The 17,750-nt window shown below is 55.9% G+C and carries 12 protein-coding genes and 4 pseudogenes; 7 read left to right on the top strand and 9 right to left on the bottom strand.

All coding sequences use genetic code 11. From position 1 onward, the window contains the following. Positions 1-17: 17 nt before the first annotated feature. Entirely contained in the window at positions 18-1,313 is a 1,296-nt protein-coding gene (locus tag Harman_RS20525; RefSeq protein ID WP_137685544.1) for an extracellular solute-binding protein, read from the bottom strand. 282 nt (positions 1,314-1,595) lie between these two features. On the opposite strand from Harman_RS20525, the gene Harman_RS20520 reads away from it, so the two are divergent. Further along, positions 1,596-3,518: a glycoside hydrolase family 127 protein gene (locus Harman_RS20520; protein WP_137685543.1), complete on the top strand. Its 1,923-nt coding sequence runs from the start codon at positions 1,596-1,598 to the stop codon at positions 3,516-3,518. 747 nt (positions 3,519-4,265) lie between these two features. On the opposite strand, the pseudogene Harman_RS21840 reads toward Harman_RS20520, so the two are convergent. Next, a pseudogene (locus Harman_RS21840) lies at positions 4,266-4,426 on the bottom strand (site-specific integrase); the annotation flags it as partial. A gap of 47 nt (positions 4,427-4,473) precedes the next feature. Next, positions 4,474-4,653, bottom strand: a pseudogene (locus Harman_RS20510) (inositol monophosphatase family protein); the annotation flags it as partial. A 355-nt stretch (positions 4,654-5,008) separates the two neighbouring features. On the opposite strand from Harman_RS20510, the gene Harman_RS20505 reads away from it, so the two are divergent. The 6 genes from Harman_RS20505 to Harman_RS20480 all read left to right on the top strand — a co-directional run bounded on the left by Harman_RS20505 (position 5,009) and on the right by Harman_RS20480 (position 10,934). Continuing rightward, positions 5,009-5,782: an IclR family transcriptional regulator gene (locus tag Harman_RS20505; protein ID WP_137685542.1), complete on the top strand. Its 774-nt coding sequence runs from the start codon at positions 5,009-5,011 to the stop codon at positions 5,780-5,782. A 216-nt stretch (positions 5,783-5,998) separates the two neighbouring features. Further along, positions 5,999-6,952, top strand: a complete 954-nt coding sequence (locus Harman_RS20500; protein ID WP_200831021.1) for a mannonate dehydratase — start codon at positions 5,999-6,001, stop codon at positions 6,950-6,952. Positions 6,953-7,109: 157 nt separating this feature from the next. Beyond that, complete coding sequence (locus Harman_RS20495) at positions 7,110-8,177, top strand: TRAP transporter substrate-binding protein (protein WP_137685541.1); 1,068 nt, start codon at positions 7,110-7,112, stop codon at positions 8,175-8,177. Between the two features lie 24 nt (positions 8,178-8,201). Continuing rightward, entirely contained in the window at positions 8,202-8,747 is a 546-nt protein-coding gene (locus tag Harman_RS20490) for a TRAP transporter small permease (RefSeq protein WP_137685540.1), read from the top strand. A 45-nt stretch (positions 8,748-8,792) separates the two neighbouring features. Further along, a complete protein-coding gene (locus Harman_RS20485; protein WP_137685539.1) occupies positions 8,793-10,091 on the top strand; it encodes a TRAP transporter large permease in 1,299 nt (432 codons plus the stop codon). Between the two features lie 72 nt (positions 10,092-10,163). Beyond that, positions 10,164-10,934 carry an SDR family NAD(P)-dependent oxidoreductase gene (locus Harman_RS20480; protein ID WP_137685538.1) on the top strand — a complete coding sequence of 257 codons (771 nt, stop codon included), beginning with the start codon at positions 10,164-10,166 and terminating at the stop codon, positions 10,932-10,934. Here the strand turns inward: Harman_RS20480 and Harman_RS20475 are convergent. The 6 genes and pseudogenes from Harman_RS20475 to Harman_RS20450 all read right to left on the bottom strand — a co-directional run. Then, positions 10,929-11,945, bottom strand: a complete 1,017-nt coding sequence (locus tag Harman_RS20475; RefSeq protein WP_235007291.1) for an NAD(P)-dependent alcohol dehydrogenase — start codon at positions 11,943-11,945, stop codon at positions 10,929-10,931. The genes Harman_RS20480 and Harman_RS20475 overlap by 6 nt on opposite strands. A gap of 536 nt (positions 11,946-12,481) precedes the next feature. After that, a pseudogene (locus Harman_RS20470) lies at positions 12,482-13,684 on the bottom strand (site-specific integrase); the annotation flags it as partial. A 556-nt stretch (positions 13,685-14,240) separates the two neighbouring features. Then, a complete protein-coding gene (locus Harman_RS20465; protein WP_137685536.1) occupies positions 14,241-14,705 on the bottom strand; it encodes a hypothetical protein in 465 nt (154 codons plus the stop codon). Between the two features lie 40 nt (positions 14,706-14,745). Next, positions 14,746-15,456 carry a hypothetical protein gene (locus Harman_RS20460; protein ID WP_137685535.1) on the bottom strand — a complete coding sequence of 237 codons (711 nt, stop codon included), beginning with the start codon at positions 15,454-15,456 and terminating at the stop codon, positions 14,746-14,748. After that, on the bottom strand, positions 15,453-15,848 hold the full coding sequence (locus Harman_RS20455) for a hypothetical protein (RefSeq protein ID WP_137685534.1): 396 nt from the start codon (positions 15,846-15,848) through the stop codon (positions 15,453-15,455). The genes Harman_RS20460 and Harman_RS20455 overlap by 4 nt, the downstream gene beginning before the upstream one ends. A gap of 659 nt (positions 15,849-16,507) precedes the next feature. Continuing rightward, positions 16,508-17,629, bottom strand: a pseudogene (locus Harman_RS20450) (transposase); the annotation flags it as partial. Between the last annotated feature and the right edge of the window lie 121 nt (positions 17,630-17,750).

Raw genomic sequence — 17,750 nt, 5'->3', positions numbered from 1 at the left:
GTACTTGGTGACCCATCTCAACCCTGCAGGATTTTATCTATCTTCGACTTGGCCTCTGATAGCGCTGGCTCGACTTCCTGTTCGCCCAGTAGCGCCCGAGCCAGTGCGTTGTTGAGGGGATCTTGCATTTCGATGGTCTTCGGGTGCATCGGTGGTGCGTGTCCCTGCTCCATCGCCCGGGTAAACGCGTCGTACAGGTGGCCGTTCTCCTCGACGAACTCCGTTTCGAGGCCGCTCTGTCGTGGGGGCAGGTACCCGATGTCCTCGACTGTCGTCCGCATGCCGTCCTCGGACTGTGACCAGCGAACGAACTCCTTGGCGGCGTTGAACTTCTCCTCGTTCTCGGTGATTCCCTTCGGAATGACGACGCTGTTGCCGCCGAGGAAGCTCGATTGGGTACCCCCTTCGGGCTTGGGGAACATCGCGGTGGCCATGTTATCCCAGACCTCCGGAGACTCCTCCTCGATATGTGAGATGAACCCCGCAGAGTACGCCATCGACGTCTCTTGGTTCATGAACGACTGCAACGTCCACGTGTCGTTAGACGTTGGGTCCGTACACAGGTCCTCCTCGACCATCGTCTTGAAGAAGTTGACGGCGTCGATGGCGGGCTGTTCGTCGATCAGACACTCCGTCATCTCCTCGTTGAACAGTTTGCCGTCGCCGGCCCAGACGTGGGGCATGAAGAAGAACAGCTCCAGGCCGAGGGCATTCGACCCCGCCAGATTGAGTGACAGGGGCGTATAGTCCGTGTTGTCCCTGATCGCCCTAGATGCGTCGAGAAACTCCTGGAACGTCGTTGGCGGACTCTCGGGGTCGATCCCAGCCTCCTCGAAATGGGCCTTGTTGTACAGGTACACGCTGCAGTCAATCCAGAACGGGAGTGCGTGTACCGTGTCATTCCACGTGGTGAAATCGGGGGTCAACGGTTCGAAGTAGTCGTCGTGCCCGAGGTCTTCGTTGAGCGACCCGAGGTCCGAGAGGGCTCCAAGCTGGACGAACCGCGGTAGGTAAATCACATCGAGGCCGACCACTTCGGGGGCCTTGCCCGCGTTGATTTCCGAGATAAGCGACCGGTATTTCTCCTCGGGCGGTTGGATACTCGCAGTCAATTCGATGTTCTCTTGAGCCTCGTTGAAACCTGGCTCGTACGCGGCCATCGGGTCGTCCCGCTCACGGAGTGTGATCTGGACCGTGCCGGAGCTCGCTCCGTTGCCATTTTCGCTGCTGTTTCCGGACTGACAGCCAGCCAGACCGATTGCGCCTGCCGTAGTGATACCTTTCAGTACCCGTCGCCTGTTAATATTTCGCATGCAGTTTGCATGGTCACAATCGTGTTATATAAATCTTTATCATCTTTATCCCTTAAACTCGGTATGCTTGACGAGTGGGACTCGGACTGTCGCATGAAACCGATGAAACAGAAACTCACGAGCGTCTCCTAGAAGACGGCACAGATCACCAATAGCGGACGCCGCTCCGGCTTCCTCCGTTGTGCAGTGGCTGTATCCCTGCCCTTCAGTATGATCGTGACGAGACTCAATATGGGATTTCTTACAATAGATTTATATAGTTTGCTAATTCGAATCTAGCTGATGTGTGAGCAGCGAGAGCCGATGGCAATAGAGAGTGTACAGATTGCGGACGACTTCTGGCGACATTGGCGCGAGGTGAACCGTGAGAAGACCATCGAGTACCAGTACCAACAGCTCCAAGAGTCCGGGACTCTGGAGAACTTCCGGCGGGCCAGCGCGGGCGAAAAAGGTGGCCACAACGGAATGTGGTTCCAGGACTCGGACGCCTACAAGTGGATCGAAGCGGCGAGTTACGTTCTTGCCAACCACCACGATCCCGAACTCGACCGCCGCGTCGACAACGTAATTGATCTGATCGCCGCCGCCCAGAGCGCGGACGGGTATCTCAACACGTACTTCGCTCTTGAGGAGCCCGAGAAGCGCTGGACGAATCTCAATATGCTTCACGAACTGTACTGTGCGGGGCACCTGATCGAGGCAGCCGTCGCCCACTACAGAGCTACCGGTACGGAGACACTGCTTGACGTGGCGATCGATTTTGCCGACCATATCGACCGGATCTTTGGCGACGAGGTCGAGGGTGTTCCAGGGCACCAAGAGATCGAACTTGCCCTGATGAAACTCGCTGAAGTAACTGATGAGCCTCGCTATCGGGATCTGGCGAGGTACTTCGTCGATCTCCGCGGGCACGACGATCGACTCGCCTGGGAGTTCGAGAACATCGAACAGATCGCTGGGTACGACCCAGAGGATAGCGATGACGGTATCGCTGGCCAAGCTGCGGGCGTGTTCCTCGAAGACGGTTCGTACAACGGTAGCTACGCCCAAGCCCACGCGCCGCTGCGTGAACAGGAGGCCGTCGAAGGGCATTCCGTCCGGGCGATGTACTACTTCGCTGGGGCCACGGACATCGCCGCCGAGACGGGTGACGACGACCTCCTCCAGCACCTCGATCTGTTGTGGCGCAACATGACCGAAAAGCGAATGTACGTCACCGGCGGCATTGGGTCCCAGCACGCTGGCGAACGGTTCACGACAGACTACGACCTGCCGAACGAAACTGCCTATGCTGAAACGTGTGCGGCAATCGGGAGCATCTTCTGGAACCAGCGTTTGTTCGAGGAAACCGGGGAGGCGAAGTACGCCGACCTGATCGAGCGGCAGTTGTACAACGCCATGCTCGTCGGTATGTCACTGGACGGGACCGAGTTCTTCTACGATAATGTCTTGGAGAGCGACGGGGATCACGACCGTGAGGGCTGGTTCGAGTGTGCCTGCTGCCCGCCGAACATCGCCCGCCTGCTCGCATCTCTCGAACAGTACCTCTACGCAGTCGACGACGACGGGCTCTACGTAAACCAGTACGTCTCGGGGACTGCAAGGCCGACAATTGATGGGACAACGGCGACGCTGACACAGACGGCTGACTTCCCGTGGGAGGGGACGGTCGAGATTGACGTCGAGGCCATGGAGGCGACAGATTTCGCCATTCGTCTGCGCGTCCCCGAGTGGTGTACCGAGGTGACTGTCTCTGTGAACGGGAATCCAATCGCCGTCGATGCCGAAGCTGGGTACGTCACGATCGAGCGGATCTGGGACGACGACCGGATCACCGCCGAGTTCGAGATGGACGTGCAGGTGCTCGAAGCACATCCAAACGTGGAGGCCGACATCGGCCGGGTCGCCCTCCAGCGTGGGCCACTGGTGTACTGTCTCGAGGGCGTCGACAACGAGCGGCCGCTGTATCAGTACGCGATCGATCCGGAGACGGACTTTGAGGTGACACATCACGAGGAGCTTCTGGACGGGGTCGTCACCCTGGAAGGGACAGCGACCGTTCCCTCGAAAGACGACTGGGACGGGGAACTCTACCGCTCGGCTGACGAAACGGACGAGACGACTGCTCCGATCACCGCTGTGCCGTACTACGCCTGGAACAACCGGGGTCCGAACCCGATGCGAGTCTGGATTCGAGAGAGGTAGCTTTGTCCGTCTGCCGGCGGCGGTATCCGCTGCCGGAGAAAATGCTCCGCTGTTTCACACAGCACGATCGCATAACCGACAGCCGTGTGTGGTGTAGAACTTGTTGTGCCCCTGACGGACAGTTCGTTTATTGTAAGTAAACAACACACCTCCTTCGTCCAATCGGACAGCACTGACGACATCGACTGTTCCAAAGCGACGCAGTCTAACTTTCGGATCTAAGCCCTGTTGTCCGAGAGTACATGACTTCCCAGTCTATTCCAACACTAACCATGATAGTAGTTACTGGGGTCGAATAACTCTCTCAGACCCGGATGTTTATTCTGGGTAAACAATTGATCGCTAAATATCAATGATAATCTGTGTATGATATCTGACGATGAAATCCATTGACAACCGGCCTGTCCACTTCGCACTGATTTACATGATCCGCTCGTACAGATTCCACCTTCTCGATACAATAGATTCGGGCTCACCCGCTACTTTCCTGGCTTGAGGAGATAATTCGACGATTAGGTTAGACAATTCATGCTCGTAGCAAATCTGTTTTTCCGAAGACGGTGATCCTCGCGGTAGGAATCAGATAACAGATGTACTCTCGTTATCCTTACGCGAGTAGTTTCTCTGAGGCTCCCTTTTCCAGTGGGTAGTCAGCGTCAGTCTATCGTAGAAGACCAGTGAGAACAGTTTGTGAATGCATGTCTCCACTGCTGACGGTCGTAATATATTCTTGTAGACATCTCGTCCTCAAATAGAATCTATCTCGTTAAGCGCCTCCGTCGCACATCACTGAGCTCGCTGGCCTCGATGTGGGAGTATCGCCAACGGACCATCTCCTCAGAGTTATCGAGATACCGGGTAGCAACTGTATACCCGAATGCTTGGACGAGCACCTCACCCCTCCGACGGTATCACCATCTGAGACCGCTGCGAGGGTAGTTGCCCAGAACGGGATGTCATGAACGAAATTAGAGGTTCCGTCGATTGGATCGATGACCCAAGCGCTTCCATCCGACGGGGCGGACTTCAGTTCATCACCCTCTTCACCGACGATTGTCGCATAGGGGTAGTTCTCGGCAATTCGCTCAATGATACGGCGCTGTGTCTCTGTATCCGCCTTGGTCACGTAGTCCATCGCCGAATCTTTTGTTCCGAAAGACAGTTCAGCCGAAAGATCAAATTAAGTGGCTCTCCTCAATTCTCGTTCGATTCTTGGTATTATCATCAGGGGATACTTTCGAGTGGCATCTTATTCGAAGACCGCAGATTGTAAATCTGCCCAATAACTACTGTTTGAGAAAACCGTAACAAGAGTACATATGTTATCTTAACCTCTCCTTGTGGAATTCTTTCCACTATTAGTGGAAATAGATGCCTCAGCTTACGTTAACGTTTCTCACATAGTCGGTATTGTACAAGTGGATGCTGTGATATCTGCTCTCGAATCCACTGATAGTAGAATTTATTTGAGCAGTCGTGATAATACAAACATGGTCAGAAACGACACGGAAGATGGTGGAAAGCGGGTCGGTGCCGTGGAGCGCACTTTCCGAATCTTGGCGCTAGTACGGAAGTCGGGCACGATGCGTATCAACGACGTTGCAGAGGAGCTCGATATGCCGACGAGCACGGCACACGTCCATCTCCGGACCCTGGCAGATGTCGGTTATCTCGTCAAAGACGAGAACGGCTACCGTCTCAGTCTCCGATTTCTCCGGGATGGTGCGGTCGTGAGAAACGACCTGAGCGTTTACACCGTGGCGAAGCAGGAGATCGATGCGCTCGCAGAGGCCACCGGCGAGGTGGCTAATCTCGGGGTTGAGGAAGGCGGCCAGCGCGTCATTCTGTACCAATCTGAAGGGAATGAGGCGGTCTATGATAACGCACTCGTCGGTGAGTTCACCAACATGCACTGGACCGCGTTGGGGAAGGCAATTCTCGCGGAACTCGCAGAGGATGATGTCGAGCAAATCGTCGAGGACCATGGACTCCCCTCGGCCACCTCAAACACCATCGACACACCAGAGCGACTTATCGATGAATTGACTGGAATCCGAGAGGACGGGTTTGCACTCGAAGACGAAGAACGCCGGACTGGCATCCGCTCAATTGCCGTTCCAATCACTGTGGATGAGAACGTCGTTGGTGCGGTGTCGCTCTCAGGGCCCAAGGAGCGATTCAACGACGCTCGGATTGAAAATGAGCTACTACCGGCGCTGAAGGACCGAACGAACGTCATCGAAGTGAAGGTCACGTACGATTAAGACCTCTCTTCATGCATGCGAGAGTCGTCAAACGTATCTGCCCGTGCGTTTGGACTCAAATCCCATAGATCCATTATGAGTGGACTATCCATACCTATTTATAATTATAGTTGCGGCTTCGTCCATCCACCGGCCCTTGACGGGCCTAAAGCAGTAGGGCGGTACATCTTGCTGTAGACCAAAGTTACAAATAGGGCGGCCACTCTCACCATTCGTATGGATCCGGCACTGATGTTGCCACCCTCACCGGATAGACGATGGACACTCGCCAAACAGTTGGGCGTTACGTCCGGTGTCGTCCGTTTCTGGGGTGTCGATGACTGGTGGGAGTACGACACACTGCTTCGAACACGCAACCGGTTCGAGGATCATGGTATCCCACTCCACGTCGTCGAGGACAGGCCACCGATGACGAACACTGTCCTTGGAAAGGATGGTCGCGACGAGGAGATTGCGACGGTGAAACGTCTACTCAGAAATATGGGCAAACTTGGTATCGAGACGTACTGCTGGGTCTGGACTGAGAATCCGGTCGGCGTCCTCCGGACCTCCGATTCGATCCCGGACCGAGGGGGCTCACTCAAGACGGGCTACGATCACGAATGGAGTCAGCGCGCCGACGACCACCCCGAGGCCGACATCACCGAGGATGAACTCTGGGAGAACCTCGAATACTTTCTTGATGAGGTCGTCCCAGTCGCCGAGGAGGCCGGCGTCAACATGGCGCTGCATCCCGACGATCCGCCGCTTTCCCCAGTACGCGGGGTTCCGCGCCTCGTAACTTCCGTCGACAACTACGAACGCATCCTCTCGCTCCACGATAGTCCGAACCATGGTGTGACGTTTTGTCAGGGCAACTTTGCCGCGATGGAGACAGATGTTCCAGCGGCGATAAAGCGGTTGGGAGACCGCATCCACTTTGTCCATTTCCGCGATGTTGAGGGGTCACCCGATTCGTTCGTTGAGACCTGGCATGACGACGGCCCGACGGACATGCTTGCAGCAATGGAGGCCTACCGCGACGTCGGGTTCGACGGTCCGATCCGTCCAGACCATGTCCCGAAGATGCTCGGTGAAGAGGACCGCGAGGGAGTCCACGCAGGCTACACCGACATGGGGCGGCTCTTCGCGGTCGGCTACATCAAGGGGCTGCTCGAACAGTCCGAATAACGACCAGAATATCTACGGGACGCTTCTTTTTCGGCAGGTAACGTCGGTTTTCGGTGTGCCCGTGAGTCGGTCGTGACGGCTCTGAGCCCCCATTCAGAACTTGGCGATGATTAATTGGGGAAGATATAAATAGTGGGCCTATGACGGTTAATAGTGTATGCCCCAGAAAAGTCGACGCAGTTTCATCGAACAGCTCGGACTACTTGGCGGAGCCGGCGCAGTCACGTCTCTCGCGGGATGCTCAGGCGGTGACGGTGGCTCCGGCGGTGATGGAACCGCCGACTCGGGAGGAACGAGTACGTCCGGCGACGGGAGTTCCGGCGGCGAGAGCCAGTCGATGCTCATCGGGAGCGTCTTCCCCAGCGGCCACGTCATCAACGAAATGGCGAATTCGTGGGCGGAGACAGTCGCTGAGGAAACCAATGACCGCGTCTCCATCACCATCGAGGCCGCTTTCGGCGGGGAGTCCGAAGTCATGGAGCAGACCCGAATCGGCTCGATTGATGGGACGATCATCGGTACCCGGTGGGTCATCGACTACGATCCGGAGAACTTCTGGGTTGAGTCCCCGTTCGTTTTCGAGAACTGGGAGCAACAAAAGCGGGCGTTCCAGACGGACTACCTTGACGACGGCCGACAACGCCTGCGAGAGGAAGGGAATCAGCGGCTGGTCGGACCGCCCGTCTACCGCGGCTACCGGCACACGTCCGGCAACCAGGCTTACGAGACCCCCGAAGACATCGAGGGAGCTAATCTCCGGGTTCCAGACCTCTCACCGTGGGTGAACATTTGGGAAGGCATCGGAGCCAGCCCGACGACCGTCGCGTTCGACGAGTTGTACAGCGCGCTCCAGCAGGGTGTCGTCGACGCCCAAGAAAACCCTGCTGAAACCGTCAGCTCCGCGTCGCTGTACGAGGTCCAGAGCCACTACACGCTGACGCAACATCTGGCTTCGACCGGCTGGTTCACGTTCAACACAGACACGTTCAGCTCGCTGTCGGACGACGATCAAACAGTCCTCACGGACACGCTCACCGAGAGCATCGAAAGCCTCAGTAGCGACATCCAAGAGTCCGAATCACAGGCCATCGATGAACTCGAGAGTAACGGAATGAACATCGTCGAGCCCGACCGAGAGGCGTGGCTCTCCGCGGCCCAGGAGCCGCTCCGTGCCCAGTTCGAATCGACCTGGGAGCCGTCTCTGGAAGAAGTGCGAAACATTTGAGAACGGTCCCGAGACATACAACGCATGGCCCAAAATGACGCTACTACGTCCCTCGCCCGGTACTTCGACCGAGGAGTTACGGTATTCGCGCTTTCCCTGTACGCGTTGATGATACTGGTCGTGGGACTGCAGATACTGACACGGTGGGTGCTTGGCACGTTCATCGGCAGCAGCCTGCCGTGGACTGTCAACCTTTCACAGATGCTGCTCGTTTACGTTACCTTCATTGGTGCAGCCGTGGCGAGTGGAAAACGCGAACACATCTCACTTGATCTGCTCGTCTCGCGGCTCTCCGACGGAACGATCCGGGTGCTGACTGTGCTCCGGACGCTACTCATCCTTGTGTTCGTGGGCGTTCTCATTTCTGGGGCGTATCCGCTTTACCTGCAGAACCAGGGTTCGGTTATCGGCGCGCTGCCGACGTACCCCCCGTTCACGCAGGCGTGGCTCTACGTCCCAGCAATCGTAGGCGGGATCGTCATCGCAATCTATGGCATCCGCGACCTGTGGCAGGTCGTGGTCGCGCCCGAAGTCATCCTCAATGACCTGAAGGGGGACGACGATGATTGAGAGGCGGGTCGGCGACCGGCACACAGAAACAGAGGTGAGCGTCTAATGGCTGACATTGGACTTCTGGCACTATTCGTCGGTGTCTTGCTCGCTCTGTATCTGTTCGAGATTCCCGTCGTCTACGCGCTGGGACTGACGAGCTTGATCCTCATGTGGACAACATCGATCCCGTTCGAACCACTCCTCGTTGCCCAGACGATGGTCAGCGGGAGCAATTCGTTTGTCCTGCTCGCTATTCCGCTGTTTCTTCAGACAGGACTCCTAATGAACGCTCTGGGGCTCACTGACGTGATCTTCGACTTCGCTAAGGCACTCGTCGGACCGATCCGCGGCGGATTGGCACACGTGAACATCATCGCGAGCGTCATCTTCTCAGGCATGACCGGTACAGCCGCGGCGGACGCAGCCGGTCTCGGGGCTATCGAGTACCGTGCGATGCGTGAGGAGGGCTACGACGAAGGGTTCAGCGTCGCCGTGACCGGTTCCTCGTCGATCATCGGACCGATCATTCCACCCAGCGTCCCGCTGATCATCTACGGCGTCATTGCGCAGGTATCCATCGGTACGCTGTTCATCGCCGGCCTCGTGCCGGGAGTTATCATGGCCTTCGGGCTGATGGTTCTGTGTGCCATTTACGCGAACCGAAGGGGTTACGAACGAGGCGACTGGTGGTCTGTCGGTGAGATCGCCCAGACCGCGTACCGGGCGCTCCCCGCACTGGGAACGCCGATTCTTATCATCGGCGGCATCCTTGGCGGGTTGTTCACGGCGACTGAAGCGGGCGCAATCGCACTGTTCTATACGCTCCTCATCGGGAACGTCTTTTACGACGCTCTCTCGTGGGAACAGGTCCTCGAAAGCTTCGAGGATGGCATGACCCGCACGGCGTCGCTTACGTTCATCGTCGCCGCGGCCGCGCTGTATGGGTTCCTCATCCGGCGCGCTCAGCTGCCGGAGGTGCTTGCGGAGGCTGTCACGACGGTCTCAACCGACCCGCTCATCATCCTACTGCTGATCGCCGGCGTGCTGTTCGTCGTCGGGCTGATGCTCGAAACCATCGCGGCGATCACTATCCTCACGCCCGTTTTCCTGCCAATCATTGAGCAGACGGCGATCAGTCCCATCCACTTCGGCGTTGTCATGATCATCACGCTCATGATCGGCCTGCTGACGCCACCGTTTGGCGTGATCCTGTTCGTCCTCAACGCCGTCACAGGCGTGTCCCTCGAGGAGATCACGAAGAACATGATCCCGTTCTACGTCCCGTTGCTTATCGCGCTCATCCTTGCCATCGTCTTCCCGAGCGTCGTATTGTGGCTCCCCCGTGTGATGGGGCTCGCCTGACGATCCGAACCGTTTCTCTCTCGATTGGGCAACCGTAAGAGTAACACGTTGTGTCGTGGATACCCTACTTGTATGAGCGAAACAGCAACGCAAACGGTCAGTGTCGCGGATAAATCGGCTGTCGTCATCGGCGGAACGAGCGGTATCGGTCGCGCCATCGCCCTCGCGTTCGCGGACGATGGAGCCGACGTGGTTGCGACGAGCAGGGACGAAAACGCTGTCGAAGACGCCGCCGCCGAACTTCGTGACCGCGGCGCTGAAACCACGGAGGTCACCTGTGACGTTCGCGAGATGGACTCCATTGAACGGCTGTATGACGAGGCATCGACTGCGCTCGGCGAAATCGACGTATTGGTAAACTCCGCGGGTTCTGTCGGGCGAGGGTCAGTCACGGAGATGAGCATGGATGACTGGGAACTCGACATCGATACTAACCTCACCGGCGTATTCCGTGCGTGTCAGGTCTTTGGCCGGGAGATGGACGAGGGGAGTATCATCAATATTTCGTCCATGTCTGCTGGGCAGGCCCGCGAGGAACGACCGGCTTACTGTGCGGCCAAGAGTGGGGTCAATGGTCTCACACGGGCCGCAGCTGCCGACCTCGGTCCCGAGATCCGTGTCAACGCCATCGAGCCGGGCTTCGTCGTGACGCCGCTGGCTGGCGACGCGTTCGAAGAAGGGACGGATCTTCGCGCACAAATTGATGACAGGACGCCGATGGAGCGTGTCGCGGAACCCGACGAAATTGCCGGTGCAGCCGTATATCTCGCTAGCGACGCGGCCTCGTTTACGACCGGTGAGATGATCACCGTCGACGGTAGCTACGACAACAGCTCGCTATAGCTCGTCGCTGACTCGCACGACGCCCTTGACGCTCTCGGGCTCAGCCGCCTGATCGAAGGCCGCCTGCGTCTCGCCGAATCCACGCTCAAAGCTCACGATACCATCGACGTCGAAGCGGCCGGTCCGAATGCCCTCGATAGCGTCCGGATAGGTATTGCTAAACCGGAACGACCCCCGGAAGTCGTACTCGTCGCCGATGATCCCGACCACGTCGGTCGGCAACGAGGCATCGATTGGAACCCCGACGAACACGATGTCACCGCCGCGCTTGACCGCGTCTGTGGTCGTCTCGATTGCGATCTCGGCACCCGAACTCTCGATAGCTATGTCGACGCCGTTCTCGTCGATGTTCTCGTGGATTACGTCGATCGGATCGTCGGTAGTGACATCCACGCCGAAGTCTACGCCTCGCTCCTCGGCCAGTCGGACCTTCTCCTCAACCACGTCCGTCAGCACGATTTGGCCGGCCCCCCGCGCCATCGCGACCTCAGCGACTAACTGCCCGATGGGGCCGCCGCCGGTCACGAGCACCGAATCCCCCGCCGAGACCCCGGCGCGCTCACAAGCGTGCATGGCGACGCTCAGCGGTTCAACCAGCGCTCCCTCGCGGAGCGAAACGGACTCGGGAAGCGGGTAGACGTACCGCGCCGGCCACGCGACGTACTCGACGAGCGCCCCATCTGTGGGCGGCGAAGACATGTACTCCATGTCCTCACACAGGTGGTACGTGTCCTCGTCTGCACAGTACGAACAGTCTTCACATGGGAGTCCGGGCTCAATGGCCACGCGGTCGGTTTCGGTCACCTTGCGTACGTCACCGCCAACTTCGACGACAGTCCCGGCGGACTCGTGGCCGAGGACATGGGGGAAATCCACCACGTTCCCGCTGTTCTCGCCGTTTTGGTAGTAGTGAATGTCCGACCCACAGATGCCCACACGGTCGATACGGACCAGGACTTCGTCCGGTTTGATGCTCGGTCGCTCCCGCTCTACGTAGGAGAATTCACCCACAGCTGAGAGTTCACAGGCTCGCATGAGTGTTGGTTCGCTGAACTCATACTTACCGTTTGTGGTGCCCGTTAACCAGATATCACCGGCTCGTACATGGGTCCGAACGGGTTTGCCGCGTGGAGTAATGCGACGAATGCCGACGAAGCCGTCGCAAGATACGGGACTGACTAACCGTGCACGTCCCTTGGGATAGTGGTCTTCCGTCATTCCGGTGATCTCGGCCCTGTGATTTCTGGCACGTCATCTTCCAGTTTTGTGAAGTGTAGTATCTCTCACTCAGTGGGTACATACGAGACTGAGTAGGAGAGGGGCCGTAAACTCGTACGACGAACGTAGCATGTAACGAATCCACAAAGTGTACGGAAAGTTTGGGGATGTCCGTCATGCCTAACTCGGCGGTCAATATCGTTGAACGTCCCTCAGTGGAGATTATCAATCAATGGTTGTCTCTATATGAACGTTCGAAGTAGGTGGATCACCCTGTCAGTGCCGGTTCTAAATTAATCCTTACTCTGCTAAATCTTGCTGTGGTGTACTCAAATCGAATCGATCTCACTGAGTGCTTCTGTGGCGACATCGCCTAATTCCCCCGCTTCAATGTGCGAATACCGCTCTCGAACCATCTCTTCGGAGTTATCGAGATATCGGGCAGCCACCGTGTACCCGAAAGCACGGACAAGCACCTCGCCCATCCCTCGACGACCGCCGTGAGGGGCAAGATAATCGTGTTTTGGATGGTCGATATCGATCTCTGTGGCCTCCGACAGCCGTTGGAGAATTGACCGTGCGCCGTCTGTCGTGATCGACGGCGGCCGAATATCCTCCTCGATCGCCAGTAGTAGATCGCGAGCGTGATCTTCACGACGTTCGGTAATTGCTTCCGGGCGTTTACCTCGTTCGGCGAGCTCATCCTGGACGAGCCCTGCGAGCGTCCGCTGGTCAAACGTCGGGAACACTGGCCAGCGGTCCGTCGGTGGATCCATCAGCTTCCGGTAGCTTCGCAGCGGCGAGATAACCGGGTCGGGAAGACTGGCGGCGTCCCACTGCTGTTTCTTGCGGTAGACATCCATACTTCCGTCGTCAAGTGCGATATCTTCCCAACGAACACCACGCCGACGTGGGTCATTTGGATCCTGGAGCAGTTCTCCAACTCGAACAGCGGTGTACGCAAGTACGAACACCAGAGCCCGGTCACGAGCCGCTTTCAGCGCCTCGTAACGGGCTCGCTGCTTGTCGAGGGGGTCAGTATCCTCTTCCGGAAGCGTCATGTATGCCTCAACAGCATCCCGGGCTCGCTCATCGACATGACGAGTGAGCTCGTGGCGCTGTTCGGACGTCCAGGCCTGCTGGTCGCCGGGCTTGCGGCCGTCGTCCTCGGGAAGCGGGGCCATCGCACTCGCCCGTTGCGCGTAATGCGCCTCAAGGTATCCCTCGTTGACGCACCAGCCACCCCACGCAGAAATATAGCGATAATATGTTTGTACAGTATTCTGCCTGAGTCCCCGATCCCCAACGAGATGTCTGGCATACTCCCGGAACACGCGTTCGTCGAGCTCGCCGAAGGTAGGTCCCCTATCGATATCATCGGGGACGATTCCGGTCCAGTCATCGTCACCGCGATCGCCGACGGCCCACTCGGCGAACCGCTCGAGCTCGCGTGCAGCGTTTCGTCGATAGTTCCCGCCGTCGCCACCGCGGCCTTTTCCTTTGTCTTGGAGGTAGTGCTCGAAGCTGGCGTCGAAAGCGTACGGTCAGCCATCGGTTTCCCCTCCGTGCCGCTGCGATCTTCTTCTTGGTGGCTCTACCCCGGTGGAAGCGCCGTCCTGAGGTGGTTCCAGTATTCGTGCTTACCCGAGGGCGTCGAGGTACTTCAAACTGGTCCTGATTATGAGAATAATCAGAACCAATATAAGAAAGAGGTGTATATCCAATATTCCTTGGATAGAAGAGTTCTACTTCCTAATTACTGATCCTTGGAGAAATAATAAACTGTATATAGATATATAAAACCCATTTATTGAGAAGTTGAGACCGGTCATCTTAATGCATACGACTCAACCTCCTGTCTGCTCAGTACTTCAGAGTTGGTCGGTCAGCTTGTTGATTATGTTGAAGACTTAGAGTGCCCGGTAGAACCGATTGGCCGTATTGTCTTTCGACGAACCGTATAAGAATCAATGCTGAGTGGTCAGTATATGATGAGGACCGCTCTACCACTGGGTTCCGGTAGGCGGTTTTGAATGCGATCTACGGGCGACTTGAAACGAGGCCTTCAAAGGGAAACTCCACCGATTATTAGTCCTCTGTAGCGTCGGCGTCTCCGTTCCTGCGGCGGGACACTCCGAGCACCAACAGGATGACCCCCGCGAGCCCAGCCACGATACCAAGTGGCTCCACGAAGGCACATATCCAGCATGGATTTGATCCAGTGCCTATAGTGTATATAGTCCCGTTTTTTTCGACGTAGGTATAGTCCATTGTATCATCTGGATAGTCGAAATCTGGCGGGGCCTGATTCACTGTGGTAATCCCATCAGCACGGAGTGCTTGGTCAAACACGTCTTGGCCCGCTGCTGAAAGGTTATTGTAACTGACTACCTCGTCATCCGGAGACACTTGCGATTCATTCGTCTCTGTGGTGTAAGCTCTAGTCGCCGGCTCCGAGGGAGCACCAATGAGTAAACCAGAGATAATAAGCAATGCTACTGCAAATATAATTAGCGCCCAACCAATGAATCGGTTTTTTGAATTCGTTCCCATTTTACAGATTCTCCGAAATATATAACCAGTGTTCTTTTTTTTAGTATCCTAGCTTGTCAGACGAGTAAGCAATCGCATCTTTTGTGCAGGAGCTTATCTCGGTTGTGGAACCGCCAGCGGGTTTTTCTGGATTGCCTGAGCAGTTGTCACAAGGTGGTAGGTTGCCCGATAGGACAGCAGTTGTGTACCATATTTGTGCCGGTGACACATGGGATGATGAATTGATTTCGCCAAGAGAGTGGTCCTGAGAGTGGTCTTGGGAACAGTCGTCTGATGGTGTATCTATATCATCCGCAGTGAGCGCGTGAATGGCATTGTGGATGACAGTGACCTCGAAGTTATCATCACCTCCTGGATAGGTCGGAGTCCCGCCGAGTGCAGCATACGTATTGACCCCAGCGGCACCAGCCTCAGAGCTGTTACAGTCTGGGTGTGTCTGGAATGGATTTCCTTTTTGTTTGACCGGTCCGAGAGTGTACCCCGCACCTAGTTTTATTGTATTTACAATCCCGATGTGACACTCATTATCGGCCGGACAGCCCTCATTCTCGACTACGTGGGGAACCATGTCGTCTTCAATGAACTTGCCAAAATCAGATCGATAAGACGTCGGAATATCCGGACTCATAACCTCTGCTGTAAGATTGGTGTCGATCTGGCTATCTAGTAGCTCGATTGCGTCGACGGCCGCACTGGCGAATCCAGGCTCGACAAGCTCTTCCATTTTCCAAATCTTGAATTCGACTGTCATTGATCTTCCTCCTCAATCTCTGCAACACTTACTTGTCCGTAGTTTTGTGCAACGTACCGGAGTTCGAGATCGTCTGGATTCTGGCCGCGGCCCGGTGTCGCAACGTCCAGCCCGACAGCCTCTTCTGGCGACGCAACTACACGCTCATCTTGATGTGCGATCTCGATCCGATTCTCGGACAATTCCCGCACCCGAATCGCAGGGAATTGTATTTCTGAATCCAAGAGGGCCACCTGAGTGGTAGTGAGTTGTTCGTTCGTCTTCAGGGGGACAGTCTTTCCTGTCCGACCAGTATTTACGATATGCGGGAGCGACTCGTAAGAGTTCGCTCTAACGACCGCCGAATTTGACTGGATCAGTTCACGGGTCTCATCGGACAGGAGGGTGAACACTACTTCCTGTGAGTCCTCGTCGTAGCCGTATCTTGGTAGTGGGTCTTGATGGCCGACTGCGTCAACCTGCGGGTTTTTGAGGGTGAAACCGACTTCACCGAATACAGTTTCTCCGACAGTTGATTTGGACTGAGAGTCCTGATCTTCAGCCGCAGAACCGAGTCCGATGGGTTAGGCCAATCATTCCGACTGAGGATTTGATAGCAGTCCGTCTCGTAACCTGCGTTGCCGATTGGAGGGCAACAGTATCTTGACTATCTTCCATGGGGCGACATGTAAACGTGTGGAGATGAAATCATATAAAACTAGTCTAGTCAGAAAGGTTTGATATTAAAATGCCATTTGTTTCTGAGAGTTTCTTACGATACAAGTTACTCGCTGAAACTACCAAAGGCGACAGAGTAGTTCGACATCCTCGGATGCTGGGAATAACGAACATCGGAGCACCAATATCGGGTGTTTGATAACAAATCTGGCCTGTTTTTCGCTCATTTAATTGTCCAAATACACGCATTTGGCCGAATCGTCGAGTGGAAACCACTCCAGATTGGCTCTCAATCACTCCTTCATGTTGAACCCCTGACTGTATCGCCGGATTATGGAGATTTTCGCAAGTGTAGGCACTCAAACACCGTGCTATCCCAGATTGAGTCTCCTCTCTACCCGATTCCAGTTTGCTTCTTCAGCAGTGTCAGCGTATTATCTGCCGTCACCATCGGTGAGTGCTCATACTCACCAGTTAATTCGACTTGCAAGAGCAGGTCCACCGCTCGCCAAATCGAGTACAGCAGGCACGCAAACGCGAAATAGAAGAATCGCAGCCCGAAATGCTTCGATGTGGTAGCGGCCATGAACCGCTTGATCGATTTGTATCCGCTCTCGATCTCCCAGCGATACCCGTACTCGGTGAGGAAACTACCCCCATAATTCGACATGAACACCGAGTACTGCCGGTAATCATCATGCTCAGCGTCTTCTTTGCGTCGGTAGATCAGCGTCGTCTCGTGCCACTCGTTCTTCCCGAGATGGAGTTTCCTATCAGTCTCGTATCGGTCTTGATCCCGCTGGAGCAGGCCTTTGGCCTGGGCTTTCTCGCTGGTCTGCATTCGTTTCGGCACCACATACGAAAGCCCTCGTTGGCTGAGCATCTCCAGAATGTGCTGGCTGTCGAACTCCCGATCCATCAGTACGTTATCGACGTGAACGGCGTCTTGGGCTGAATCCAGCAGATCCTCAACTATCTCTTTCCGTGATTCGCCTTTTCGTACAGGCCGTGCATCCAATACGATTGGGACCGCATTGCCGACCAGTTGAACAGTGGCCCACTGATAGGCGTACTCATCGGTTTTCTCCTTCGTGCCGATGATTTCGTCCTCGTGACCCGTCCGATTCCCAGTAAACGGGTCGGCTTCCGTAATATCGATAGCGACGATTCCAGCTCGGAAGAACTCTTTCGTCTCTGCGACTTCATCCAGTAATCGATTCACTGCTCGCCGGTACATCTCTCGAATCTGTTCAATCGACAGGTCGCGGATGTGCTCGCGATGAGCGTAACCCAGCGGTGTCCGGTCCCGGGTCGATTCATAGACGAAGCTGCGGGCTCCTTCGTTAGCAGCCAGCCCCTCACGAAGTCCGAGGTACGTTTGTAAGTCCCAATACGCGTTCTCATGAATCTCACAGCCATCGTCCCGATTCAGTGAGAAGGCTGGGAAGACGACACGGCTGAGGTGATCCGTAATCGGCGCTGCTTCGTCGAGGACAGCTTGGTCACCAGTGTCTGATAGTGATTAAGTCGAATCTTTACCGATAAGATACGGCCAAATGTTTGGTTCGCTGATCGTGTTCACTCCTCGTAAGATGTAGTCTTTCAGCGACGAGAGATCAGGCACAAGCCGGTACTTG

The organism is Haloarcula mannanilytica (assembly GCF_005406125.1).
Taxonomy (GTDB): domain Archaea; phylum Halobacteriota; class Halobacteria; order Halobacteriales; family Haloarculaceae; genus Haloarcula; species Haloarcula mannanilytica.
Note: the sequence above shows the minus strand (reverse complement) of the source record. Positions and strands in the feature narration are given on the sequence as shown.